Origin of the sequence: Amycolatopsis sp. NPDC049159 (genome assembly GCF_040648295.1) — a bacterium.
GTDB classification, from domain to species: Bacteria; Actinomycetota; Actinomycetes; order Mycobacteriales; family Pseudonocardiaceae; genus Amycolatopsis; species Amycolatopsis pretoriensis_A.
Map to the genome: position 1 here is coordinate 140,060 of NZ_JBEZDL010000004.1, position 24,801 is coordinate 164,860.

The following is a 24,801-nucleotide window of genomic DNA, read 5'->3' on the forward strand; positions in this document are numbered from 1 at the left end:
GCCCGGCGATCAAGCCATTTCCGCGCCCTCGCCGGGCGGCCGCCGACGCTCGGCGGCACCCTGCCCGACGGCGGTGCCCCACCGAATCTCGTCCACGCCGCTCACCCGGCGCCGGGAGTTGACCGTCAGCGTCCGGTAGTTGCCCCGCAGCGCGTGACCGCTCGCCCGGACCCGGCCCCCGCCCGACGATGAGGCCATGTCCGAAGCCCCCACCGACGGCTGGCGCACCTACGACGAGTTCGCCGCCGGGATCGCCACCTACCGCCTGCCGGACGCCGACCTCACCGGCCGGGACGTCACGATCACCCTCGACGACGGCGAAGTCCTTTCGCTGAGCTTCAAAGACGCCGAGCACGTCGTGCTCAACGGCGTCGAGGACCCGTACGACGCCGTCGCCGTGCGCGACGACGTCTTCTTCGTGAACCTGCCGCTCGCCAGCGTCGACGGCGAGGCGCTCACCGTCGTGTTCTCCACCACGTCGCACCGCGCGCTCGCCGTCCGCTCGGTGATCGGCGCCAAGGACGTCGAGGACGTTCCCCGCGTCTCGCAACGCTTCTGGTCCGGCGTCACCGACGGCGGAACCCCGTCCGGTGCCGTGCCCGGGCCGTCGCGGGACCTGATCGGCAAGCGGAACCTCTACCGCTACAGCCCCGACCACCTCTACGAGCACGTCTACGTCTCCTCGGAGCGCTACGCCTGGCAGTGCCTGGAAGGCGTCCAGCGCGGCCACGGCGACATGGACCTCTCGACCGTGTGGAAGTTCGCCGACGGGCTGTACCTGTTCTGCTTCCGCGAGTTCCGGATCGCCGTGGCGAGCGTGTGGCTGCACGACCTCGGCTACGCGCTGCGCACCACCGGCGTGTTCCTCGGGCTGACCGGCGAGGGCCGATCCGAGCACTCCCGCGCCGGCGGTCACGTCTACCCGCTCGGCTCGGTCAGCTACCCCGACGCCCAGCCCGTCTGAAGGAGCCTCAAGTGTCCAATGTGGACGTCATCCGCGCGCACTACGCCGCCAGCGACCGGGGCGACCTGCCCGGCATGCTCGCCCCGCTCGGCCCGAAGACGAGGTGGACCGAAGCCGCCGGTTTCCCCTACGCCGGCTCCTACACCGGCCCGGACGAGGTGGCCGAGCACGTCTTCGCCGCCATCGGGCGGGACTGGGACGGCTACCGCTTCACCCTCGAAGACCTGCTGGACGCCGGGGACGCGGTGATCGGCGTCGGCACCTACACCGGCACGCACCGCCGGACCGGCCGGTCCTTCACCGCCCGCGTCGCGCACCTGTGGCGCTTCGACGGCGGCGAGGTCGCCGCCTTCGAGCAGATCGTCGACTCCGCGCCCGTCGTGGCCGCAACCCGGGAGCAGCAATGAGAAAAGTCCTTCCCACCCTCGCGGTCGCCGTGCTGCTGGCCACCGCGGGCTGCGCCGGTTCCGACGCCGGTTCGAGCGGCCCGATCGTCGTCGGCTCGGTCAACGCGCTCAGCGGCGCGGCCACCTTCCCGGAGTCCTCGCAAGCGGCGAAGGCCGTGTTCGACGCGGCCAACGCCGCCGGCGGCGTCAACGGCCGCCGGATCGAGTACAAGGCGATCGACGACAAGGGCGACCCGTCGGCCGCCGCGGCCGCCGCCCGCGAGGTGGTCGGCGGCGACTCGGCCGTCGCGCTGGTCGGGTCGTCGAGCCTGATCGAGTGCGAGATCAACGAGAAGTACTACGAGCAGCAGAAGATCCTGTCGATGCCGGGCATCGGCGTCGACCCGGCGTGCTTCTCCAGCCCGAACATCGCGCCGGTCAACGTCGGCCCGTTCCACGACATGACGCTCACCCTGCTCTACGGCTCCGAGGTGCTGAAGCTCGACGACGTCTGCGCGCTGCTCGAGATCGCGGGCAACACGCTCCCGGCGTACCAGGCCGCGATCGACGAGTGGACGAAGATCACCGGCAAGAAGCTGAAGTACGTCGATTCGACCGTCCCCTATGGAGGGTCGGACTACACGCCCTACATCGTCAAAGCGCGCGCGGCGGGCTGCAAGGCGATCACGGTCAACCCGGTGGAGCCGGACTCGATCGGCCAGCTCAAGGCCGCGCAGGCGCAGGGCTGGACCGACGTCACGTGGCTGCTGCTGACCAGCGTCTACAGCGAAAACTACGCCAAGGCGATCTCGAACGCCGGCGCCGGGGTCTACGTGCCGGCCGAGTTCTACCCGTTCACCGACGCGGCGGCGTCGGCGAACCAGGAGTGGCGGGACCTGATGGCGAAGAACAAGATCCCGCTGACGTCGTTCAGCCAGGGCGGCTACCTGGCGGCGAAGTACTTCCTCGCGGTGCTGCGCGGGATGAAGGGCGACATCACGCGCGAGACGGTGACCAAGGCGCTGCGCGAGATGAAGCCGATCAGCGACCCGATGGTCGGCACGCCGTACGTGTTCGGGCCCGCGCAGGCGCACCACGACAACACCGCGGGCTGGCCGATCAAGCTGGCCACCGGGACGAACAAGTGGGAGCTCTCGGCGCGGGACTGGCTGCGGATCCCCCGGTCCTAGGAGGACGTTCATGCTGCAGGGCGCACTGGCCGGCCTCGCCGCCGGCGGCCTCTACGCGGTGCTCGCGGTCTGCCTGACCCTGATGTCGCGGCTGGTGCGGGTGGTCAACTTCGCCCAGTCCGCGACCGGGATGTTCGGCTGCTACGTCGCCGTCTTCCTCGCCGTCCACCTGGGTTTCCCGGAGTGGCTGGCGACGCTGGCGGGCATCCTGCTCGGCGGCGCGCTGAGCGCGGTGCTCGGCTGGATCGTCTCGACGTGGCTCGCCGAGGCCGACACCGGGACGCGGTCGGCGGTGACGGTGGCCGTGCTCCTGCTGCTGATCTCGCTGGCGTTCATCCTGTTCGGCAACAAGCCGCAGCCGTTCCACCCGCTGCTGGCCGGCCCGGCGTTCACGATGGGTGGCGTGGTGGTCAGCCAGGTCACCGTGGTGACGGTCGCGCTCGCGGTCCTGGTGGCGCTGGGCTGCCGGGCGGTGCTGGCCCGGACGTCGCTGGGCGTCCGGCTGCGGGCGCTGTCGGAACGCCCGACGACGGCGGAGCTGCTGGGCATCCCGGCCCGGCCGCTGTCGGTCGGCGTCTGGACGGCGACCGGGGTGATCGCCACCCTCGCGGTGTCGATCGTGGCGCCGTCGCAGTCGAACGACCCGACGTCGCTGGCGATGCTGGTGGTCCCGGCCGCGGCGGCCGCGCTCCTCGGCGGCTTCCGCCGGCTGGACCTGGCCGTGGCGGGCGGCTTGGTCCTCGGCATGGCGCAGGGCGCGGTCGCGCAGGCCGACAAGCTGTCGGTGCTGCGGTACTTCCTCCCGTTCCTGGTCATCGTGGCACTGCTGCTGTGGACGCAGCGCAAGGAGGTGTGGGATGCGGCTCGCTGAAAACCCGCTCGCGCGGGCGGCCCTGCCCTTCCTGGTCGCCGCCGCGGCGATCGCCGCCGGGTACGCGCTCAGCGTCGGGCTCGCCGGGTACTTCGTCTACCTCGGCGTCAGCGCGGTCGTCGCGGCGATCGCCCTCCTCGGGCTCGGCGTGGTCACCGGGACCGCGGGCATGATCTCCCTCTGCCAGCTCACCTTCGCGGCGGTCGGCGCGTTCGTCGTCTCCGCGTGCAACGTCGCCGGCGTGCCCGGCGGGTTCGTCACCTGGCTGCTCCTCGGCGGCCTGGCCGCGGCGCTCGCCGGAGTCCTCGTCGGGCTGCCCGCGCTGCGGCTGCGAGGTATCACCCTCGCCGTCGTCACCCTCGGGCTGGCCGCGGCCGCCGACCTCACGCTCGTGCAGATCCAGTTCCCCGGCGCCACCGAAGGCACGTCGGTCGAGCGGCCGGAGGCCTTCTCCGACGACCGGTCCTACTTCCTGTTCGCCGTGCTGGTGCTCGTCGCCTGCGGGCTGCTCGTGCACTTCCTGCGCCGCGGCCGCTGGGGCAGCAGCTGGCACCTGGTCGCCTTCTCCGAACGCGGGACCGCCGCCGTCGGCGCGGGTGTCCGCACCTCCAAGCTCACGGCGTTCGCGGTCAGCGCCGCGCTCGGCGGGATCAGCGGGGGCCTGCTCACCGGGCAGGTCGGCCTCGCCTTCCCGGCGAGCTTCACCGCCCTCCAGTCGCTCGCGCTGTACGTGCTGGCGATCATGTCCGGCGCGCACCTGATCGACATGGCCGTGTTCGGCGCGCTGCTCTGGGTCGCCGTCCCCGAGCTGCTCAAGCGCTGGGGCGTGCCGCAGGACTGGGGGTTCGTGGTGTTCGGCGTGCTCGGCGTCCAGGCACTGACCGGCCGCGGCAATCTCGGCACGACCGTGCGCAACCTCTGGTACCGCCGCGGCGCCCCCGCGGGTGTCGGGCTCGCCACCGAGGTCGCCGACGTCGAACCGCTGCCACCCGGCGGCCCCGTCCTGGCGGTGCGCGGCCTGAGCGTCTCCTTCGGACACGTCGTCGCGCTGTCCGATGTGGACATCACCGTGCCCGAGCACGGGATCCTCGGCGTGATCGGGCCGAACGGCGCCGGGAAGTCCACTTTGGTCGACGCGATCAGCGGCTTCCTGCCCCGGGCGGACGGCACCGTCACCCTCGGCGGCCGCCCGCTCACCGGCTCGCCCACCCGCCGGGCCCGCGCCGGCCTGCGGCGGACGTTCCAGCAGGACCGCGTCCCGCCCGGCCTCACCGTCGGCGCGTACGTCCGGTTCGTCGCCCGGCGACGGCTCACCGGTGGCGAAGTCGCCGAGGCGCTGGAGTTCTTCGGCTGCCCGGCGCCGCGGACACCACTGTCGCGAGTGGACGCGGGCGCGCGGCGGCTCGTCGAGGTCGTCGGCCACCTGCTGGCGAAACCCCGGGTGCTGCTGCTCGACGAACCCGCGGCCGGGCTGCCGCACGAGGAGCACGTCGCCTTCGGGCGGCGGCTGCGGCAGGTGCCCGCCCGGTTCGGGGTGTCGGTGCTGCTCATCGAGCACGACCTCGACCTGGTCCGGTCGGTCTGCGACACGCTCACGGTGCTCGACTTCGGTCAGGTGCTGGCGAGCGGCCCGCAGGCGGACGTGCTGGCCGACCCGGCCGTGCTGAAGGCGTACATGGGTGAAACGGAGCTGCTGTGAACGCGTTGCGAGTCCACGGGCTGACGGTGAAGCGCGGAGCCGGGCCGGTCATCCGCGACGTCGACCTCGTCCTCGAGCCCGGCCGGATCACCGCACTGGTCGGGCCCAACGGGGCCGGCAAGACGAGCTTGCTGGAAGGCGTGTCGGGCGTGGTGGCGCCCTCGGCGGGCAGCGTCCACGTCGGCGGGGTGAACGTCACCCGGCACTCGCGGGTGGCGCGGGCGCGGCTCGGGCTGGCGCACATCGAGCAGGGCCGGGCGGTGTTCCCCGGGCTGACGGTGCTGGAGAACCTCCGCCTGACCGCCCGCACCCCGGCGGGCGTCGACGAGGTCCTCGCGCTGTTCCCCGAGCTGGAGAAGCGCCGCGACTCCCCCGCGGCCCTGCTCTCCGGCGGCGAGCAGCAGATGGTGGTGCTGGCGCGGGCGTTCGCGGCCCGCCCGGCGTTCCTGCTCATCGACGAGATGTCGCTGGGCCTGGCGCCGGTGGTGTTCACGCGCCTGCTGCCGGTGGTCACGAAGTTCGCGGCCGAGGGGGCGGCGATCCTGCTGGTGGAGCAGTTCACGCACCTGGCCCTCGGCGTCGCGCAGGAGGCGGTGGTCGTCTCGTCGGGCCGCGTCACGTACTCCGGCGACGCCCGGACCCTCCTCGACTCCCCCGCCACCCTGCACTCCGCCTACCTCGGGTCCTGACTCACATCCCGGCGCGCTCGAAGGCCAGCGTCGGGAGGTCGACGGCGTGGGCGCCGCCGTCGGCGACCAGGACCGCGCCCGTGATGTAGGACGACTCCGCCGAGCCCAGGAACCGCACGATCGCCGCGATCTCCTCCGGCTCGGCGGGGCGCCGCAGCGGGACCTCCGCCGTCACGCGGCGGTAGCCCTCCTCGTGGCCGCCGGTGAAGCCCGCCGCCGCGGCGAACTGGTCCATCTCGCCGTCCGCCATCGGTGTGCGCACCCAGCCGGGGCAGACCGCGTTCGCGCGCACCCCGCGCGGCCCGAAGTCGCGGGCGATCGACCGGGTCAGCCCGATCAGCGCGTGCTTCGCGACGGTGTAGCCGGCGACGTTCGGCCCGGCGAAGAGCCCGGCCAGCGACGACACCACGACGACCTGCCCGCCGGTCTCCACCAGCGACGGCAGCGCGGCCCGGCACAGCACGAACGCGCTCGACAGGTTCGAGCGCAGGGCCAGCTCCCACTCCTCGTCGCCGGTGTCGACGACCGAAGACAGGCCGTGCCCGCCGGCGTTGGCGACCACTACGTCGAGCCGCCCGTACTTGCCCACGATCTCCGCGATCGCGCTTTCGGCGTCCTCGCGCACGCTCGCGTCGCACGCGATGACGTGCGCGCCGGTTTCCGCGGCCACCTTCTCGAGGGGCTCGCGCCGGCGTCCCAGCACGACGACGTGCGCGCCTTCGCCGGCGTACCGGCGGGCGACCGCCGCGCCGATGCCGGTACCGCCGCCGGTGATCGCGACGACCTTGCCTGATGAGTCCACTGTGGATCCTTTCCTAAGCGGGGAACGCCGAGCGGGCCGACATCCCGAAGTCGGCCAGCAGGGCTTGGCCGTTGACCGGCCGCGAAGCCGGGGACGCGAGGAACAGCACCTGCCGGGCGACGTCGGCGGCGGCCTGCACCGGGAACGCGGGGTCGTCCAGGACGGCGCCGAGGTCGGCGCGCGCCATCGGCGTGTCCACCACCGACGGGCAGACGCAGTTGACCCGGATCCCCGGCACCTCGACCGCGAGCGCGCGGGTCATCGCGACCACCGCGCCCTTGGACGCGCAGTAGGGCACCATGCCCGGCGCGGCCGTGAACGCCGAGTCGCTGCCGAGCAGGACCACCGCGCCGCTCTCGGCCAGCCACGGCAGCGCATGCTTGACCAGCAGGAACTGCCCGGTGACGTTGACGGCGAGGACCCGCGCGACGGCGTCGGCCGTGGTCGCGGCCAGCGGCGTGCCGACCGGGCCGGAGATCCCGGCGCAGCCGACGACCGCGTCGAGGCCGCCGAAGTCCCGGGCGACGCGGTCCACCGCGGCGGCCAGCGCGGGCTCGTCGGTGACGTCCGCCTGGACGACGCCGGGCCCGGGTTCGCGGTCGATGACGCCGACCCGGGCCCCTTCGGCGCGCAACGCCCGCACGCAGGCCAGCCCGATGCCGGACGCCCCGCCGGTCACGAGGACCGCCTTCCCGGCGAGATCTGTTCGCATGCGCCCATCCTCGCCGCGGGCGGCGGAGACGTGGTTGGCCTCGAGTGCAGCGTTGTTGACGGGGACCGCACGGGCGATGGCGCGCGAGGCGGCACCGGCCGAGACTGGCCAGGGTGAGCACGCCGCACCCCCTCGACCCGCTGACCGCCGCCGAACTGACCGCCGGCCGCGCGGTCCTCGCCGACGCCGGGCTGGCGGGCGGCACGATCCGCGTCCCGCAAGCCGTCCCGGTCGAACCCGCCAAGGAAGAGGTGCGCGCCGGCGACGGCGACCGCCGCATCCGCTACACGCTCCTCGACACCCTCACCGGCCGCGCCGGGGAAGCCGTGGTGTCGGTGACCAGGCAGGAGCTCGTCTCCTGGGACGACTGGGCCGAAGCCGAGGGCCGGCCGTCGTACCTGTTCGAGGAGTACGCGCTGGCCGAGCGGCTGACGAAGGCGTCGGCGGACTGGCAGGCCGCGATGGCGCGGCGCGGCCTCGGCGACCGGATCGGCCACGCCTTCTGCGCGCCGCTCGCCCCCGGGTACTTCGGGCGCGAAGACGAGACCGGCCGCGTCATGCGCTCGCTCACCTTCCTGCGCGAAGACACCGACGACAGCCCCTGGGCGCACCCGGTCGAAGGCCTGGTCGTGCACCTGGACCTCACCGAGCAGCGCGTGCTGCGCGTCGAGGACGAGGGGGACGTCCCGGTGCCCGCCGAGCACGGGCGCTACACCGGCGTCCCGGCCCGCACGACGCTCAAGCCGATCGAGATCACCCAGCCCGACGGCCCGAGCTTCACCGTCGACGGCTCCGAGGTGACGTGGGAGGGCTGGCGCCTGCGCGTCGGCTTCAACTCCCGCGAAGGCCTGACGCTGCACCAGCTGAGTTTCCAGGACCGGCCGGTCCTCTACCGGGCCTCCGTCCCCGAGATGGTCGTCCCGTACGGGGACGTCGCGCCCGGCCGGTTCTGGATCAGCTACTTCGACGCCGGGGAGTACCAGTTCGGCAAGAACGGCAACGACCTGCGCCTGGGCTGCGACTGCGTCGGCGTCATCCACTACTTCCCGGCGTGGGTCGCCGACGACCGCGGCGAACCGGTCGAGATCCCGCGCGCGGTCTGCCTGCACGAAGAGGACGACGGGATCCTCTGGAAGCACACCGACCTCCACGGCCGCCCCGAAGTCCGCCGGTCGCGGCGGCTGGTGGTCTCCTCGATCGCCACCATCGGCAACTACGACTACGGCCACTACTGGTACTTCCACCTCGACGGCTCGATCGAGTTCGAGGCGAAGGCCACCGGCATCGTCTTCTGCGGCGCCGGGACGCCCGGTGCGGACCAGCCGCACGCCACCGAGCTCGCGCCCGGCCTGTTCGCGCCGGTGCACCAGCACCTGTTCTGCGCGCGGCTCGACGTCGAGGTCGACGGCGACCGCACCAGCCTGCACGAGGTCGACGTCGAAGGCGTGCCGACCGGGCCGGCCAACCCGCACGGCAACGCGTTCACCTGGCGGAGCACGCCGTTGCGGACCGAGCGGGAGGCGATGCGCCTGGCCGACCCCGCCCGCGCCCGCGTCTGGGAGGTCCGCAGCGCCGAGCGGGTGAACCGGCTCGGCAAGCCGACCGCCTACCAGCTGGTGCCGCGGCCGTCGGCGACGCTGATGGCGCAGCCGGACGCGACTGTGCACGCCCGGGCCACGTTCGCCACCAAGCACCTCTGGGCGACGCCGTACCGCGAAGACGAGCAGTTCCCGGCCGGCGACCGGCCCAACGCCCACCCCGGCGGCGCGGGCCTGCCCGCGTGGACCGCCGCCGACCGCGACCTCGTCGACACCGACCTCGTGCTGTGGCACGTGTTCGGCCCCACCCACGTCCCCCGCCCCGAGGACTGGCCGGTGATGCCGGTCGACAAGTCCGGCTTCCTGTTCCGGCCGTACGGGTTCCTCGACCGCAACCCCGCGCTCGACCTCCCCTCCGGGGACCACTGCGACTGAGACAGCCGGGGCCGAGCCCCGGGCCGGGGGCTTCGCCACCCGGACCCCCGACTGATATCTGTGAGGACTGCACCTTGACTACTCTCTCGGACACCTCGACCTGGCTCCCGCTGGACGGCCTGGCCCCGGGCTTCGACGCGAACAAAGCGCCGGTGGTCGGCGACCTGCACGGCCGCGCGTTCGTCCTGCACGACGACGGCGACGGGCCCGGCCGCACCGCCCGGTTCACCGGCGCGCGCGTCGCCTGGGACGGCGCGACCGTCCTCTGCGAAACGTTCCTCGTCGACCCCGACCTGTACTACGTCCAGTTCCACCCCGCCCCGCGCGAGGCGGTCTCGCTCCTGCTCGACCTGCGCGACGGCCGCGCCCTGGTCGTCACCACGACGATCGGCGACGACGGCACCCCGCGCGTCACCCAGGAGTTCCGGCCCGCGACGCTCGACGGGTTCGAGGTCCGCGGCGAGGCTATGGCGCCGAGCACGACCCTGATCGGGCGCCGGGTGGTGTGGGTCTACAGCCGTGAGCACGCCTACGAGCACGTCTACCTCAGCCCGCACTGGTACACCTGGCAGTGCCTGGCCGGCCCCGAGCGCGGGCTCGCCGACACCGACGAGAACACCGTGTACCGGATCCGGCCCGGGATCCACGTGTTCGCCTGGCGGGAGAAGGTCATCCCGTGCGCGTCGGTCACCGTCGCCGACCACCGCGACGCCCGCCGCCTGCGCTCCCACGGCGTCCTCTTCGGGCTCGACGGCTCCGGCGAGCACCCGACGCACTTCACCTTCGGCGCGTACGGGCGGCTGCTGAGCACCACCGTCCACCCGGACGGCCTGGACCCGGCGGAGGGCTGAGCCGTGGCCGCCGACCTGGTACTGACGAACGCCCTGGTGTACACAGTGGACACCGCGCGGCCGTGGGCGTCCGCGCTCGCGGTGTCCGGCGGGAAGATCGTCGCACTCGAGGACGCCGAGCGCGGCCCGAAGACCGAAGTGCTCGACCTCGGCGGCGCGTTCGTCCTCCCGGGCCTGGTCGACGTGCACAACCACCACGCGATGGCCGGACGCGCCGAGCTGTTCGAGCTGACCTTCGGCGCGGACGCGGGCCTCGACGAGATCCTCGGCCTGGTCCGCGAGCGGGCCGGGACGCTGGGCCCGGACGAGTGGCTGACCGGCGGCGCGTGGGCGTCCACTTTGGTCTCGACGTTGTCCACGCCGGCCGCGCGGCGGGCGCTGGACGACGCCGCGGGCGGGCGCCCGGTGTCGCTTTCGGACGACAGCAGGCACAACCGCTGGGTGAGCAGCCGGGCCCTCGAGCTGGCCGGCATCACGGCGGCCACCCCCGACCCGCCCGGCGGCGTGATCGTCCGCGACGGCGACGTCCCCAGCGGGCTCCTGCTGGAGGCGGCCGGGGTCCTGGTCGAGCGGGTGACCGGCGGCCTGACGGCCGGGCAGCACCGCCGCGCGTCCCAGCGGGCGATCGAGGTCCTGCACGGCTTCGGCGTCACGGCGTTCCAGGACGCCGGCGTCTCGACCGACATCCTGGGCGCCCTGCAGTCGCTGGATCTCGCCGGCGAACTGGACGCGTGGGTGGTGTCGTCGTTGCTGGTCAACGACCCGATCTTCGGCTTCGACCCGGTCGGGGCGCCGCTGCTGGAGGTGGCGGATTCGTTCCGCAGCCCGCACCATCGCCCGGACTTCGTGAAGATCTTCCTCGACGGCGTCCCCCCGACCCGCACGGCGGCGTTCCTCGAGCCGTACCTGCCGGACGAAACGCACGGCGGCTGCTTCCGCGGTTCGACGACGATGCCGCCGTCGGAACTCACCGAGTGGCTGCTGACGGCCGCCGCGGCGGGCTTCTCGGCGAAGGTCCACTGCACGGGCGACGCCTCGGTGCGGCAGTTCCTGGACGCCGTCGAGGAGGTGCGCGCCGCGGGGTTCGCGGACACCCGGTTCCAGGTGGCGCACGGGCAGTTCGTGCACCCCGACGACCTGCCGCGGTTCGCCGAGCTGGGGGTCGCGGCGGACATTTCGCCGTTCCTGTGGGTGCCGGGGGTGATCCCGTCGGCGATCGCCGAGGTGCTGCCGGCGTCGCGAGCTTCGCACATGCAGCCGAACCGGGCGTTGCTCGACAGCGGCGCGCTGGTCGCGGGCGGGTCGGACTGGCCGGTGAGCGAGTCGCCGAACGCGTGGGAGGGGATCGCGGGCCTGGTTTCGCGGCAGGACCCGTTCGGCCGCCGCCCGGGGGCGCTGTGGCCGGAACAGGCGATCACCCTGGCGGAGGCGATCGAGGTCTTCACCCTGGGCGGGGCCCGGGCGTGCGGGCTGGACGACGTCACAGGCGCGTTGACGCCGGGGCGCTCGGCCGACTTCGTGGTGCTGGACCGGGATCCCTTCCGGACCTCCCGGGTGGCGGAGACGCAGGTCGTGGAGACGTGGTTCGCCGGGCGGCGCGTGTTCCAGCGCTGACCCCGCGCCGCCCGGATGTCATGAAAGGGCCGTTCACCGCGCCTGGCGTCATGGACGACCCGTTCATGACGTCCGCAGCCGGCGCGAGCACCCCGTGCTGTACTCGCCGGTACTTTCTCCTACACTGGTAGAGAAACCAGTGCGGGAGGTGCCGGGTGCCCAAGATCATCGACCACGACCAGCGGCGCAGCGACATCGTCGACGTCACCTGGGACCTCATCGTGCGCGGCGGGATCGAAGCCGCCACCATGCGGGAGATCGCCGCCGCCGCCGGGTTCGCCAACGGGGCGCTCAAGCTGTACTTCCCCAGCAAGGAAGACATCATCGCGGCCACCTACGAGCGGGCCCTCGACATGATGCGGCAGTACGTCGAGCTCGACGGGCTCCGGGGGATCACCGCGCTGCGGGAGCTCTGCGTGTCGTCCATGCCGATCGACGACGAGCGGATCACCGCCGGGCGGGTGCTCATGATCTTCTGGCAGATGTCGCTGGACAACCGGACCATGCACGACAAGTACCTCGAGCACGTCCGCGAGTGGCGCGGGCTGCTCCACCGCTTCCTCACCGAGGGCCGCGAAGACGGCGACGTCGTCACCGGGACGCCCGACGAACAGATCGTCGACGAGATCGTCCTGCTCAACGCCGGCGCCAACGTGATGAGCCTGGTGGCGGGTGAGTTCTCCACGATCGACCTCCAGCACCGGCACCTGGAGTCCCTCCTGGACCGCCTCACCCGCCCCTGACCCTCAGGCGAAGATCCCCTTCAGGTACGCCGCCACCTCGGCGTGCGACCGCGCCGACGCCGGCAGGTCCGTGTACAGCCCGTAGAACCCGTGGATCTGGCCCTCGTACCGGTGCACGTCCACCGCCACCCCGGCCTCGGCCAGCTGCCGCGCGAACGCCTCCCCTTCGTCGCGCAGGACGTCGTACTCCGCCGTCAGCACCAGCGCCGGGGGCAGGCCCGACAGGTCCCGCGACCGCGAAGGCAGCACGTACGGGTCGTCCGCCCCGGTAGGGGCGTACTGGGCGAAGAAGAACCGCATCGCGTCCGCCGTCATGCCGTAGCCGGTCGCGAAGTCCACATAGGACGCGTGGCCGTCGTCCGGGTGGCCGAACACCGGGCAGATCAGCACCTGCGCGGCGATCGGCGGGCCGCCGCGGTCGCGGGACATCAGCGAGACCACGGTGGACAGGTTGCCGCCGGCACTCTCCCCGCCGACCGCGAGCCGGGACGGCGAGACCGCGGGCCCGGCGCCGCCCGCGGCCAGCCATTCCAGCACCGCGTAGCAGTCCGACGGCGCGGCCGGGTACGGGTCCTCCGGCGCGAGGCGGTACTCGACCGCCACCACCGCGACCGACGCCGCCGCGCACACCGCGCGTGAGGCCACCTCGTTCTCGTCGATCGAGCCGATCGTCCAGCCGCCGCCGTGGATCCACACGAACGCCGGCACCGGGCCGTCCGCTTCCGGCAGGTACACGCGGACCCGCAGAACACCGCCCGGGCCGGGCACGCAGTGGTCGGTCACCGACGCGACCGCCGCCGCCGGACCCGGCTTCGGCCGGGTGGCCGCGAACGCCGCCCGCAGCTCCACCGCCGTCGGCGGGCGGTCGGGCACCGGCGCCGACGCGGCCTGGTCCAGCAGGTCCCGCACGGCCGGGTCCAGGCCGGTGCTCACACCGCCTCCGCGACGAGCACCCCCGGCGAGCCCGGCAGCGTCAGCCGGTCCACCGGGCGCCAGCCGGCGTCGGCCAGCCAGCCGCGGACGTCGGCCTCGGGGTACACCACGGTGCCGTCGATGACCAGGTACTCCCCCGCGTGCAGCGCGTCGAGCGCTCGCGGCGACGGGTCGTCGTCCAGGAAGAAGTCCAGCAGCAGCAACCGCGCACCCGGTGCCGCCGCGGCCCGGGCGTGGCGCAGGATCGCCTGGTTCTCCTCGGCGGAGAACCGGTGGACGACGTGGTTCACCATCACCAGGTCGAACTCGCCCGCGGGCTCGGCCTCGGGGGTCGGCGCGCCGACGACGGTGGTGCGGTCTGCGAACTCCGCGACGGCTTCGGTGACCGACGGGACCGACCGCGGGTCGTAGACGAACGTCGCCCGCAGCACGTCGTTCGCCCGCAGGGCCTGCAGGGCGAACTCGGCCGAGAGCCCGCCCAGGTCCAGGAGGTTCTTGCAGCCGGTGAAGTCGAATTCGCCCGCCAGCATCCGGGCGTGTAGGGCGTTATACGCCATGACGCCGCCGAGGAAGGTGCCCCAGCGGTCGCCGCCGAGGTCGAGCTCGCCGGGTTCGCCGGTGTCAGTGGTGTGCGGGAACTGCTGCCAGTGCGGGTAGCTGATCGTCTCGAGGAAGGTCAGGAACGGCGCGAGGTCCAGACCTTCTCCCCCGAGGTACGCGGCGGTGTCGGGCGTCAGCCCGTACCGACCGTCCACGCGGGACAGCAGGCCGAGTGCGGCGAGGGCGTCCCCGAGGATCCGGACGGTCTTCTCGGGCCGTCCGGTGCGCTCGGCCAGCTCCCCCGCGGTGAGCGGGCCGGCGGCCAGCGCGGGGAACAGGCCGATGCGGTTGGCGGCGAAGAGCTGCTGGGCGGCCATGTAGCCGACCGCGATGTCCACGATCCGTTCGGGCGTGGCGGGTCTGGTCGTCACGTCGTCCTCCTTTTGTTCGACGCGGACACTCTACATCCGTAGATAAAAGAGTCCAGTGCCGAGTTTTCCCCGTACAGCAACAAAAAGCCGTGATGTTTCAACTTCCTACGTTTGTAGAATAAAACCATTGACACCGCATGGCACCGGTGTCAACATGCGTAGAACTACCCCTGCCGGTGCCCGGCAGTCCGGCCCGCCCGCTCGTGGCGGGCGCGAGGAAGGGGAATCCATGACGCTGCTCGAAATCCGGGAGCTCACCGTCGGCGTCGTCACCGACGACACCGAGCGCGAACTCGTGCGGGAGCTCTCCCTCGATCTCGGGCGGGGGCGGACGCTCTGCGTGGTCGGCGAGTCCGGCAGCGGCAAGACCGTGACCGCCCTGTCGATCATCCGCCTGCTCGAGTTCGTCGCCCCCGTCCGCACCCGCGGCGAGATCGCGGTCGACGGCGTGGACGTCACGAAGCTGCCCGCCGACGCGATGCGCGCCTACCGCGGCCCGCGGATCGGCATGATCTTCCAGGAGGCCCTCGACTCCCTCAACCCGAGCCGCCGCGTCGGCGGGCAGCTGGCCGAGGCCTACCGCGAACCCGGGTCGCTGCCCGGGCAGGCCGCCCGCCGCGGCAGCCCGCTGCGCAAGCGCGCCGAAGCCAAGGCCCGGCGGCTGCTGACCGAGGTCGGGCTCACCGACACCGACCGGATCCTGCGGCTGTACCCGCACCAGATGTCCGGCGGCATGCAGCAGCGCGTGATGATCGCGCTGGCCCTGATGGCCGACCCCGACCTGCTCATCGCCGACGAGCCGACCACCGCCCTCGACGTCACCACGCAGGCGGAGATCCTCACGCTCTTCGACCGGGTGCGCCGCGACCACGGCACGGCGTGCGTGTTCATCACCCACGACATGGGGGTCGCCGCGCAGGTCGCCGACCGGATCGCGGTGATGTACCGCGGCCGCCTGGTCGAAACCGGCTCGCGCGACGAGGTCCTGACCCGGCCGAAGCACCCGTACACCCGGGCGCTGCTCGGGTGCGTCCCGCAGCTCGGCGTCAGCCGCCGCGACGGCTTCCCGACCATCTCCCCCGCCCGGCTCGCGTCGGCGATGGCGGGCGAGGCGACCGACGCCGTCGAAACCCCGGCCCTCAAACCGCGTCCCGAGCGGGAGCACGAAGGACCGCCGCTCACCATCACCGCGGTGTCCAAAGTGTACGGCCGAAAAGGACAGCGGGTCGAGGCCGTCCGCGACGTCTCCCTCGAGCTCGCCCCGGGCGAGTTCTTCGGCTTGGTCGGCGAATCCGGCTCCGGCAAGTCGACGCTCGGCCGGCTCGTGACCGCCCTCGAACCACCGGTGTCGGGGACCATCGCCTTCGGCGCGCACGGGATCACGCCCGGCGGCCTGATCGGCGAAGAACGCGCGTTCCGCCGTCGCGTCCAGCTCATCTTCCAGGACCCGCAGAGCTCCCTGGACCCCCGCCACACCGCCGCGCGGATCATCGCCGAGCCGCTGAAGGAACTCACCCCGCTGCGCGGCGCCGAGCTGGACCGGCGGGTGGCCGGCCTGATCGACGAAGTCGGCCTGCCGAAGGACTCCGCCGGGAAACTGCCGTCGCAGCTTTCCGGCGGGCAGCGCCAGCGCGTCTCCATCGCGCGGGCGATCGCCGCCGGGCCCGAGCTGATCGTCGCCGACGAGCCGACGTCGGCGCTCGACGTCTCGGTGCAGGGCCAGGTGCTGAACCTGCTGCTGGACCTGCGCCGCACCCGCACGCTGAGCCTGCTGTTCATCACCCACAACCTCAGCCTCGTGCTGTCGGTCGCCGACCGCGTCGGCGTGATGTACCGCGGCGAGCTGATCGAAACCGGGACCCCCGACGAGATCCGGCTTTCCCCGCGGCACGACTACACCCGGCGGCTGCTCGCCGCCAACCCCGACCTGCCCGCCCTCCCCCACACAGGATCGACGCGCCCATGAAGAGAACTCCTCTGCTCGCCGCCCTCGCCGCCGCGGCCACGCTGCTCGCCGGCTGCATGGGCGGCGCCGGCACCACGACGGCCGCCGCCGGACCACCGGTCCGCGGCGGCAACCTCACCGTCGCCGTCCCCACCGATCCGCAGTCGCTCGACATGGTCGCCAACCCCGGCCAGGTGACCGCGCAGATCGGCAACATGCTGTACGAGAAGCTGTTCGAAGTGGACCAGCACTTCGTCGCCCGGCCGATGCTCGTCGACACCTTCACCACCAGCCCGGACCGGCTCGCCTACACCTTCAAGCTGCGCCAAGGCGTCACCTTCCAGGACGGCAGCCCGCTGACGGCGAACGACGTCGTCGCGAGCCTGCAGCGCTGGCAGAAGAGCCACCGCACCGGGCAGCTCGTCACCCCGGACATCGACGCGATCACCGCGCCCGACCCGGCGACGGTGACGATCAAGCTCAAGCGGCCGCGCTACCCGCTGATCGACGAGCTGGCCGGCGCGGGCACCGAGATCTACGAGGCGAAGAACCTCGCCGGCCTGCCCGCCACCGGGTTCGGCCAGGACAAGGCGATCGGCACCGGCCCGTACAAGCTGAAGAGCTGGGACATCGGCCAGCAGCTGGTGCTGGAACGCTACGACGGCTACAAGTCGCGGTCCGAAGAGGACTGGGGCGGGCAGGCCGGCGCGAAGCACGCCTACCTCGACACCGTCACCTACAAGGTCGTCGGCGACCAGGACGCGCTGGTCAACGGCCTGCAGACCGGCCAGTGGGACCACGCGATGCCGGCCAACGACCAGTACGAGCAGCTCAAGGCCAACCCGAACCTGGTCGTGCACAACCTGCCGGGCGGCAACGAGAACGTCGTCATCCCCAACTTCAACCCCGGTTCGAAGTTCGCCGACCCGCGGGCCCGCCAGGCGCTGAACCTGCTGCTGGACAAGCCCGCGATCAACGCGGCGACCGGCGGCAGCAAGGACCTCACCATCGAGACGGGCGCGTTCGCCTCGCCGGACAACAAGGCGTCCTACTCGGCCGCCGGGAACGACGTCTACCGGCAGCACGATCCGGCGCGCGCGAAGGAGCTGCTCGCCGAGGCCGGCGTCACCGCCGGGGCGACGATCCACATCGTCACCACCAACTCCTACCCCGAATTCGGGAAGTGGGCCGTGCTCATCCAGGACGCGCTCGGGAAGATCGGGCTGCAGACCAAGATCGACACGTTCGACTTCGCGACCATGCTCGGCACGCTGACCAAGGACCCGGGCGGCTGGGACATCACGACGTTGTTCTTCGACTCGTCGCTGACCTCGCCCGCCCAGATGCCCGCGCTCACCCTCGGCACGCTCAACGGCTCGTCGTCGCCCGAGCTCGACGGGCTGATGGCCGAGTTCAACGCCTCGACGACGCCCGAGCAGGCGAAGGCCGTCATCGACAAGCTCCAGGCGTTCACCTGGAAGCAGCTGTCGGTCATCACGCTGAGCCAGTCCCGGCTGTACGCCGCCTACACCCCGCGGCTCAAGGGCTACGGCGACTTCTACCGGGTCTTCTGGAACTCCTGGCTGGCCGCATGACCGGGCTGCTGCTGCGCCGGCTGCGCGACCTGCTGATCATCCTGGTCATCGTCGGCACGATGATGTTCTTCGTCATCCGGCTGATCCCGGGCGACCCGGCACAGGCGATCCTCGGCCCCACCGCGCGCCCGGCCGACGTCGCCGCGCTGCGCTCGAGCATGGGCCTGGACGGCTCGCTCTGGCAGCAGTACCTGAGCTGGGCCGGGCACGTGCTGCGCGGCGACTTCGGGACGTCGATCACCTACCACCAGCCGGTGCTGGACGTCGTCGCCGCGCACATCGTGCCGACGCTGACGCTGGCCGTGCTGTCCACGGTGATCAGCTTCTTCCTGTCCGTCGCGATCACGGCGTGGCAGGCGGTGTCGCCGCGCAACCCGGTCGCCCGCGGCCTCGACCGGCTGTCCTCGCTCGGCATGGCGATGCCGGACTTCTGGATCTCGCTGGTGCTCGTGCTGGTGTTCTCGGTGACGCTGCGGTGGTTCCCGTCCAGCGGCTACCACGACCTGCTGACCGACCCGGTGGCCGCGGTGCCCGCGCTGGTGCTGCCGGTGACCGTGCTCGTCATCGGGCAGACGGCGCTGTTCGTGCTCACCCTGCGCGAGAGCGTGCTCGGCGAGCTGCCGCTGGCCTACCTGCGCACCGCGCGCGTCAAGGGCCTGCCCGAACGGCGGGTGCTGCTGAAGCACGTTCTGCCGAACGCCCTGATGCCACTGGTGACGCAGCTGGGCAGCAACTTCGCCATGCTGGTCGGCGGGATCGTGATCATCGAGTCGATCTTCGTCGTGCCGGGGCTCGGCCACCTGCTGATGGGTGCGGTGTCCACTCGCGACTTCCCGCTCATCCAGGGCGTGACGTTGTTCGTCGCGGTGCTGTTCGTCGTGGTCAACCTCCTGGTCGACCTGTCGTACGCGCTGCTCGACCCGAAGGTGCGTGTCGCATGAGCGAGCCTGCGAGCGAATCATCCAACACTGCGCTTCCGGCTCAGGCGGCACCGAGCGCCAGCGAGGTGCGCGCATGAGCCTCGCCGTCGCCGAACCGGCGTCCGCTGTGGACACTCCCCCGCCCCGGCGGGCGGCCCGCGCGTTCCGGCGCAACCGGACCCTGGTGATCAGCTCGGTGCTGCTCGGCCTGATCGTGCTGGCCGTGGTCGTGCTGCCGTTCTTCCTGCCGAGCGTCAGCGCGACCGACCCGGTGCACCGGCTGCTCCCGCCGTCGGGCGCGCACCCGCTGGGCACCGATTCGTTCGGCCGGGACGTCCTCGCCCGGCTGGTGTCCGGCGGCCGCGCGTCGCTGGGCCTGTCCGCCTTGATCACGCTCTGCGCGGCGTTCTCCGGCATGGTGATCGGCCTGGTCAGCGGCTTCTACCGGGCCGCGGACGCGGTGCTGATGCGGCTGATGGACGCGTGGATGTCCTTCCCGGCGATCATCCTCGCGATGGCGCTGGCCATCGCGCTCGGGGCGAGCATCTGGACCGAGCTGATCGCGCTGACGGTGATCTTCACGCCGTTCACCGCCCGCGTCATCCGCAGCCGCGTGCTCGGGATCGCCGGGCGCCAGTACATCGGCGCGGCGCGGGTGTCCGGGATGAGCCGCGGCAAGATCCTGCTGGTGCACGTGTTCCCCAACGTGCTGCCGCTGGCACTGGTCCAGGTCGTCATCCTCGCCGCGGCCGCGATGCTGGTCGACGGGGCGATGAGCTTCCTCGGCCTCGGCATCGCCCCGCCCACCCCGACCTGGGGCAACATGATCGCCGAGGGCCGGTCGTACCTGGTGGTCGCGCCGTGGCTGGTCATCGTGCCCGGCGTGACGATCATGCTCTGCGTGCTCCTGCTCAACCTCGTCGGCTCCGCGCTGCGGATCGCCGTCGACGCCCGCGCCCGCACGCTCGGCGAGCTGCAGCGCCTCCGCCGTTCCTCTTGAGAAGGGATCTCCTTGACCGTCACCTCCCTCGCCGTGCGCCGGTTCGCCCCCGCCGGTCCGCCCGCGGGCCCGCCGGTGCTGCTCCTGCACGGCTTCGCCTCTGACGGGCACACCGACTGGGTCAGCACGGGCTGGCCGTCGGCGCTGATCGCTTCGGGGCGCCCGGTGCTGGTCCCCGACCTGCCCGGCCACGGCTCGAGTCCCGCACCCGCCGACACCACGCCGAAGGCCATCACCGAAGAGCTCGCCATCGCGGTCGGCGCGGTGTCCGAAGTGGACGTCGTCGGCTACTCGCTCGGCGCGCGGCTGGCGTGGGAACTGCCCGCGCTGCTGCCCGTCCGGCGGCTGGTGCTGGGCGGGATCAGCCCGCACGAGCCGTTCGGCGCGGTCGACGTCGAGGCCGCGCTGGCCTTCGCCGGCGGCGGCCGGCTGCCCGCGGACCCGCTGACGGCGGCGATTGCCCGGATGATCACCGCGCCCGGCCGCGACCCGGTGGCGCTCGCGCACTGCATCGAAGGGCTGCGCCGGGAGCCGTTCGCCCCGCGGGTCGGCACCATCACCGTGCCGACGCGGTTCGTCGCGGGCCGGGACGACCCGGTCAGCCAGGGCATCGAGACCCTCGTCCCCCTGGTCCCGGGCAGCGACCTCCTGGTGGTCCCCGGCGACCACGGCGGCGCCCTGCGCGGCGCCCCCTTCCGCACCGCCGCCCTCACCTTCCTCGACACCCCCTGACCCGACCCGGGCGTCACTTTCATAGGGAAAGTGACGCCCCGGGGGGTGTTACCAGGAGCCGTCGGGGGCGACGTCGTGGTCGAGGCGGAGGTGGGCGAGGGCGGTGCGGATCTCCAGGCCGTGTTCGCGGGCCAGGAGGAGCGCGCCGAGGTTGTCGGTCAGCTGCTCCGCGCGGCTCACGCCGAACAGGACGTTCGCCACCGGTTCGTACGCCAGGCAGAACGCGAGGGCCAGCTGGGCGCGGGTCGCGCCGAAGTCCGCCGCGACGCGGGCGACTTCGGCGGAAGCCTCCACGATGGACGGCCGGATGCCCCCGACGTCCGCCCCGATCTTCCGCGCCGGGGCCGCGTTGCCCAGCAGCACACCGCCTTCGAAGACGTCGGACGCCTGCAGTGCCAGGCGTCCGGCGTCGAAGTGCTTCCGGTAGGGCTCGCCCTCGGCCATCGCGCGCCGGGCGATCGAGTACTTCAGCTGCGCGAACTCCGGGCCCGGCAAGCCTTCACGGTCCGCGAACTCCAGCGCCTGGCCGAGGTCGGCCGCGAGCCAGTTGTTGACACCCCAGCCGCCGATCCGGCCCGCCCGGATCTGCTCCGCGACCTCCGTGACCACGCGCGGGATGTCCGGGCGCTCCCGGTAGTCCCCCACCACGACCAGGTCCGCGCGGTCGGTCCCGATGCGGCCCAGCGACGTCTCGAGCTGCCCGGCGAAGCCGCTGCGGGGGTAGTCCCAAAGCCAGAGCTTGCCGCACAGCACGTAGTCCTCCCGGGCGATCCCGGCCTCGCGCACGGCCTCCCCGAAGAGGATGTCCGTCCGCGAGTTCTCCGCGTGCGGGCCGAAGTCGTAGTGGGCGACGTCGAACAACGTGACGCCGGCGTCGACGGCCGTCTTGAGCAGCCGGACGGCGTCGCCGAAGTCCATCCGGTCCCAGGTGTTCCAGGAGCCGAGACCGAAGGCGGATCTTCCGAGCACGGGTTTTCCTTTCGCCGCAGCACATCTTTCATCTACGATTGTAGAATGAAAACACGGATCGTGGTGGTGACCGGCGGCGCGAGCGGAATCGGGCGCGGTGCCGCCGAAGCTTTTCTGGCCGCGGGTGACCGGGTGGTGGTCGCCGACGTCGACGCGCGGGCGGCACACGACGTCGCCCGGGCGATCGGGGCGGAGCACGTCGAGCTCGACATCGCGGACCCGGCGTCGGTGGACGCGGCGGTTTCCCTGGTCGCGAGCCGGTTCGGGCCGATGGACGTGCTGGTCAACAACGCCGGGCTGGCCGGGGGCGGCGGACCGGTGACCGACCTTTCCGTCGAGGTCTTCGACCGGTGCCTGCGGGTCAACTTCCGGGGCACGTTCCTGATGACCCGCGCGGTGGGCGCCCACATGGTCGCCGCCGGGACCCGCGGCGCGATCGTGAACGTGTCGTCGATCGGCGCGCGGCAGCCGACACCGGGGCTCGGCCACTATGAAGCGACCAAGGCGGCGGTCGACGCGCTGACCCGGTCCGCGGCGCTGGAACTGGCGCCGCACGGGATCCGCGTCAACGCCGTCGCCCCCGGCCCGGTGCTCACGCCGATGACGGCGGGGTTCGCCGCGGACACCGCCGCCCGCGCGGCCTGGGAGTCCCGGATCCCGCTGGGCCGCATCGCCGCCGTCGGCGACGTCGTGCCGTCCGTGGTGTTCCTGGCCTCGCCCGCCGCCGGGCACATCACCGGGGTGAGCCTGGCGGTGGACGGCGGCCAGCTGCTCACCTGACTATCCCTTGTGGACGATCCGGCCGCCGGTCACGGTCAGCCCGACCGCGACCGGCGGCAGGTCCGCGAGTGCGACTTCCAGAGGATCTTCGTCCAGGACGCAGAAGTCGGCGGCCATGCCGGGCTCGAGGGTGCCCTTCCACGCCGCGGATCCGTCTTGTGCGGCGGCTTCGGTGGTGTAGCAGCGCAACAGCCGTGCGGTCAGCTCGGGCGTGACACCCCGCGCACCCAGTAGCTCCCCCGCGGCCGCGAGGTGGACCCGCCAGTCCGGCGTCACGACCGGCGCGTCACTGCTCAGCGTGAGCCGCACCTCGAGGTCGAGGACCTCGCTCAGCGGCCACGCCTTCGCGGCCACGTCCTCGCCCAGCGCCGTGGCGACCATCGGCCGCATCGCGGTGGCGATCGCGGGTTGCGTCGTCAGCCCGACACCGCGCTCGGCCATCCGCCGCAGCTGCGCCGGGGTGACGAGGTCGCCGTGCACGAGGTGGTCGCCGTCGCGCAGGTGGGCGAGGGCGGCCTCGATGCTGCGCTCGCCGGTCGCGTGGACGCCGACGACCAGGCCGGCATCGTGGGCCAGGGCGATCATCGCGGCCAGGTTGGCCGCGCGCTCGCCGTCGTCGGGCCCGTCGACGAGCAGCGTTCCGTGGGTGCCGTCGGCGTAGCAGTGGTGGGTCCACGCGGTGCGCATCGGGGGGATGCCGTCGGCGAAGATCTTGACCCCGGGCACGGCCAGCCACTCCGGATCCGCGGCCGGCACCGCGGTTCCGAGGCCGCGGGCGAAGTCCGGCAGCGAGCTGGCGCCGTCCAGGAGACCGAACAGGCGCAGCACGGTGACCCGCGCCCGCAGGCGGCCTTCTCGGTGCAGGTTCGCGTACTCGTCCAGGACTTCGGCCGAGAAGCACCCCGTTTCGCCGGGGCCGAGCCCGGGTTCGGTGTAGCTGGTGATGCCGAGCGCCGCGCAGACGTCGCCGGCGCGCAGGATCGCCGCCCGGCGGTCTCCGGCGGTGACCACCGGGGTTTCTTCGTGCGGCGCGCCGAGCAGCGGGTGCGGCCAGCGGGCGCCGAGCCAGGTCGCGTGCAGGTGTGCGTCGTTGATGCCGGGCAGGACCGTGCGCCCGGCCAGGTCCAGCACTTCGGTGTCCGGTCCGATGTGGGCGGTGAGGTCTTCCCCCACCGCGGCGACGCGGCCGTTGCGGACGGCGAGGCCGCCCGCCACCGTGCCGCCGGAGCCGAAGGTGTGCACCACCCCGCCGTGAACCACCAGGTCCGCCGGGTGGATCCGTTGTGCCGTCATGGTTTCCTCCCGGACCTGGACTTTTTCTTCCACGACTGTAGACTAAAAAGATGGCTCTGCCCACCCACACGGAGGCCGCCGTTCTCACCGGCCACCACGCGCCCCTCGAGCTGTGCGAACTCCCGCTGCCGCCGGACCCGGAACCCGGCGCCGCCCTCGTCCGGCTCACCTGCACCACGTTGTGCGGCACCGACGTCCACCTCTGGTCGGGGGAAATGAGTCTCCCCGGCATGCTGCCGATGGTGCTGGGTCACGAAATGGTCGGCGAAGTCGTCGCCACCGGACCCGGTACCACCGACACCCTCGGCCGGGAAATCCGCCCCGGTGACCGGATCGGCTGGTCCGAGTCGACGTGCGGGAAGTGCCACGGCTGCACGATCCTTCGTGAGCCGGTCGCCTGCGAGCGCCGCGGTTACGGCTTCCTGCAGCGTTCCGACCGGTTCCCCTACGCGACCGGCGGTCTGGCCCGCCATTGCTACGTCACGCCCGGCGCCGCGAAGCTCCTGCTGCCCGACGACGTCGAGGACACGTGGGCGTCGATGTCCGGCTGCGCGGGGAAGACCGTGCTGCGCGCGGTCGCCCGGTCCGGCGGCATCCGTCCGAACGCGACGGTCGTGGTCCAGGGCGCGGGCGCGCTCGGCGTGTTCGCCACGGCGGTCGCCCGGCTCTGCGGCGCCGGGGTGGTGATCACCGTCGGCGGACCGCGGTCGCGGCTGGACGTCGCCGAGCGGTTCGGGGCCACCGCGACGGTCCCGGTCGAGTCCACCCCGGACGAACGCGTCGAGCGGGTGCGCGAACTGACCGGCGGCCGCGGCGCCGACCACGTCTTCGACTTCGCGGGCGGGCCCACGGTCGGCGCGGAGGCGGTCGCCTTCGCCGCCCAGCGCGGGACGGTCGCGATCGTCGGGTCGACCGGACCGGCGCCCTCCCCCGTGCCGCTGGGCACGGTGATGGGCAAGGAGCTGACCATCGCCGGCTCGCTCAACGGCGACATCGCCGACTACCACCGCTCGGTCGAGTTCTTCCGCGCCTTCGCCGATCGCCTGCCCTGGAACGAGCTGTTCAGCGCGCCGGTCGGGCTGGCCGGCGCGTCCGCCGCCGTCGAGTCGATGTCCCGGCTCGGCGAGCTCAAAGCCGTCATCGACCCCCGACTGCCCTAGGAGGGTTTT

At 72.6% G+C, this 24,801-nt stretch carries 24 protein-coding genes; 17 read left to right on the plus strand and 7 right to left on the minus strand.

The window, feature by feature from the left end; genetic code table 11:
- Positions 1-9: 9 nt before the first annotated feature.
- Entirely contained in the window at positions 10-198 is a 189-nt protein-coding gene (locus AB0B33_RS09575) for a hypothetical protein (protein WP_360768925.1), read from the minus strand.
- On the opposite strand from AB0B33_RS09575, the gene AB0B33_RS09580 reads away from it, so the two are divergent.
- Genes AB0B33_RS09580 through AB0B33_RS09605 form a run of 6 tightly spaced genes read left to right on the plus strand, consistent with a single transcriptional unit; the run spans position 197 to position 5,799 of the window.
- Entirely contained in the window at positions 197-964 is a 768-nt protein-coding gene (locus tag AB0B33_RS09580) for a MoaF C-terminal domain-containing protein (RefSeq protein WP_360768929.1), read from the plus strand. The two genes, AB0B33_RS09575 and AB0B33_RS09580, sit on opposite strands and share 2 nt — an antisense overlap.
- A gap of 11 nt (positions 965-975) precedes the next feature.
- A complete protein-coding gene (locus tag AB0B33_RS09585) occupies positions 976-1,371 on the plus strand; it encodes a nuclear transport factor 2 family protein (RefSeq protein ID WP_360768931.1) in 396 nt (131 codons plus the stop codon).
- Complete coding sequence (locus AB0B33_RS09590) at positions 1,368-2,540, plus strand: ABC transporter substrate-binding protein (RefSeq protein WP_360768934.1); 1,173 nt, start codon at positions 1,368-1,370, stop codon at positions 2,538-2,540. Before AB0B33_RS09585 ends, AB0B33_RS09590 begins: the two co-directional genes overlap by 4 nt.
- Positions 2,541-2,550: 10 nt before the next feature.
- Complete coding sequence (locus tag AB0B33_RS09595; protein ID WP_360768937.1) at positions 2,551-3,411, plus strand: branched-chain amino acid ABC transporter permease; 861 nt, start codon at positions 2,551-2,553, stop codon at positions 3,409-3,411.
- Positions 3,398-5,110, plus strand: a complete 1,713-nt coding sequence (locus tag AB0B33_RS09600; RefSeq protein ID WP_360768939.1) for an ATP-binding cassette domain-containing protein — start codon at positions 3,398-3,400, stop codon at positions 5,108-5,110. Before AB0B33_RS09595 ends, AB0B33_RS09600 begins: the two co-directional genes overlap by 14 nt.
- Positions 5,107-5,799, plus strand: coding sequence for an ATP-binding cassette domain-containing protein (locus AB0B33_RS09605; RefSeq protein ID WP_360768942.1), 693 nt, complete (start codon positions 5,107-5,109; stop codon positions 5,797-5,799). The genes AB0B33_RS09600 and AB0B33_RS09605 overlap by 4 nt, the downstream gene beginning before the upstream one ends.
- A 1-nt stretch (position 5,800) precedes the next feature.
- On the opposite strand, the gene AB0B33_RS09610 is transcribed toward AB0B33_RS09605, so the two are convergent.
- Together AB0B33_RS09610 and AB0B33_RS09615 are read right to left on the minus strand one after the other, a co-directional pair.
- Positions 5,801-6,601, minus strand: a complete 801-nt coding sequence (locus AB0B33_RS09610; RefSeq protein WP_360768945.1) for an SDR family oxidoreductase — start codon at positions 6,599-6,601, stop codon at positions 5,801-5,803.
- Between the two features lie 13 nt (positions 6,602-6,614).
- Complete coding sequence (locus AB0B33_RS09615) at positions 6,615-7,313, minus strand: SDR family NAD(P)-dependent oxidoreductase (RefSeq protein ID WP_360768948.1); 699 nt, start codon at positions 7,311-7,313, stop codon at positions 6,615-6,617.
- A 113-nt stretch (positions 7,314-7,426) separates the two neighbouring features.
- On the opposite strand from AB0B33_RS09615, the gene AB0B33_RS09620 reads away from it, so the two are divergent.
- From AB0B33_RS09620 to AB0B33_RS09635, 4 genes are all read left to right on the plus strand, one after another.
- Positions 7,427-9,286, plus strand: a complete 1,860-nt coding sequence (locus AB0B33_RS09620) for a primary-amine oxidase (RefSeq protein WP_360768951.1) — start codon at positions 7,427-7,429, stop codon at positions 9,284-9,286.
- Between the two features lie 74 nt (positions 9,287-9,360).
- The gene (locus AB0B33_RS09625) at positions 9,361-10,137 is read left to right on the plus strand and encodes a molybdenum cofactor biosynthesis F family protein (RefSeq protein WP_360768953.1); all 777 of its coding nucleotides are present in this window, start codon (positions 9,361-9,363) and stop codon (positions 10,135-10,137) included.
- A gap of 3 nt (positions 10,138-10,140) precedes the next feature.
- The gene (locus tag AB0B33_RS09630) at positions 10,141-11,751 is read left to right on the plus strand and encodes an amidohydrolase (protein WP_360768956.1); all 1,611 of its coding nucleotides are present in this window, start codon (positions 10,141-10,143) and stop codon (positions 11,749-11,751) included.
- A 155-nt stretch (positions 11,752-11,906) separates the two neighbouring features.
- Positions 11,907-12,494, plus strand: a complete 588-nt coding sequence (locus tag AB0B33_RS09635) for a TetR/AcrR family transcriptional regulator (protein ID WP_360768959.1) — start codon at positions 11,907-11,909, stop codon at positions 12,492-12,494.
- 3 nt (positions 12,495-12,497) lie between these two features.
- Here AB0B33_RS09635 and AB0B33_RS09640 read toward each other — a convergent pair whose 3' ends face one another.
- On the minus strand, positions 12,498-13,427 hold the full coding sequence (locus AB0B33_RS09640) for an alpha/beta hydrolase (RefSeq protein WP_360768962.1): 930 nt from the start codon (positions 13,425-13,427) through the stop codon (positions 12,498-12,500).
- Positions 13,424-14,398, minus strand: a complete 975-nt coding sequence (locus AB0B33_RS09645) for a methyltransferase dimerization domain-containing protein (RefSeq protein ID WP_360768965.1) — start codon at positions 14,396-14,398, stop codon at positions 13,424-13,426. Before AB0B33_RS09645 ends, AB0B33_RS09640 begins: the two co-directional genes overlap by 4 nt.
- Positions 14,399-14,627: 229 nt before the next feature.
- On the opposite strand from AB0B33_RS09645, the gene AB0B33_RS09650 reads away from it, so the two are divergent.
- The 5 genes from AB0B33_RS09650 (at position 14,628) to AB0B33_RS09670 (ending at position 20,590) form a co-directional block, all read left to right on the plus strand.
- Complete coding sequence (locus AB0B33_RS09650) at positions 14,628-16,364, plus strand: ABC transporter ATP-binding protein (RefSeq protein WP_360768968.1); 1,737 nt, start codon at positions 14,628-14,630, stop codon at positions 16,362-16,364.
- Complete coding sequence (locus AB0B33_RS09655) at positions 16,361-17,938, plus strand: ABC transporter substrate-binding protein (protein ID WP_360768971.1); 1,578 nt, start codon at positions 16,361-16,363, stop codon at positions 17,936-17,938. Before AB0B33_RS09650 ends, AB0B33_RS09655 begins: the two co-directional genes overlap by 4 nt.
- The gene (locus AB0B33_RS09660) at positions 17,935-18,879 is read left to right on the plus strand and encodes an ABC transporter permease (protein WP_360768974.1); all 945 of its coding nucleotides are present in this window, start codon (positions 17,935-17,937) and stop codon (positions 18,877-18,879) included. Before AB0B33_RS09655 ends, AB0B33_RS09660 begins: the two co-directional genes overlap by 4 nt.
- A gap of 73 nt (positions 18,880-18,952) precedes the next feature.
- Positions 18,953-19,858, plus strand: a complete 906-nt coding sequence (locus AB0B33_RS09665) for an ABC transporter permease (RefSeq protein ID WP_247023546.1) — start codon at positions 18,953-18,955, stop codon at positions 19,856-19,858.
- 75 nt (positions 19,859-19,933) lie between these two features.
- A complete protein-coding gene (locus AB0B33_RS09670; protein WP_360769500.1) occupies positions 19,934-20,590 on the plus strand; it encodes an alpha/beta fold hydrolase in 657 nt (218 codons plus the stop codon).
- 48 nt (positions 20,591-20,638) lie between these two features.
- On the opposite strand, the gene AB0B33_RS09675 is transcribed toward AB0B33_RS09670, so the two are convergent.
- On the minus strand, positions 20,639-21,559 hold the full coding sequence (locus AB0B33_RS09675; RefSeq protein ID WP_360768978.1) for an aldo/keto reductase: 921 nt from the start codon (positions 21,557-21,559) through the stop codon (positions 20,639-20,641).
- A 45-nt stretch (positions 21,560-21,604) separates the two neighbouring features.
- On the opposite strand from AB0B33_RS09675, the gene AB0B33_RS09680 reads away from it, so the two are divergent.
- A complete protein-coding gene (locus tag AB0B33_RS09680; RefSeq protein ID WP_360768981.1) occupies positions 21,605-22,339 on the plus strand; it encodes an SDR family NAD(P)-dependent oxidoreductase in 735 nt (244 codons plus the stop codon).
- Here AB0B33_RS09680 and AB0B33_RS09685 read toward each other — a convergent pair whose 3' ends face one another.
- On the minus strand, positions 22,340-23,665 hold the full coding sequence (locus tag AB0B33_RS09685) for an amidohydrolase family protein (RefSeq protein ID WP_360768984.1): 1,326 nt from the start codon (positions 23,663-23,665) through the stop codon (positions 22,340-22,342). It abuts the gene before it with no gap.
- Between the two features lie 23 nt (positions 23,666-23,688).
- Between AB0B33_RS09685 and AB0B33_RS09690 the strand changes: the two genes are divergently transcribed.
- Positions 23,689-24,792 carry a zinc-binding dehydrogenase gene (locus AB0B33_RS09690; protein WP_360769503.1) on the plus strand — a complete coding sequence of 368 codons (1,104 nt, stop codon included), beginning with the start codon at positions 23,689-23,691 and terminating at the stop codon, positions 24,790-24,792.
- The last annotated feature ends 9 nt before the right edge of the window (positions 24,793-24,801 follow it).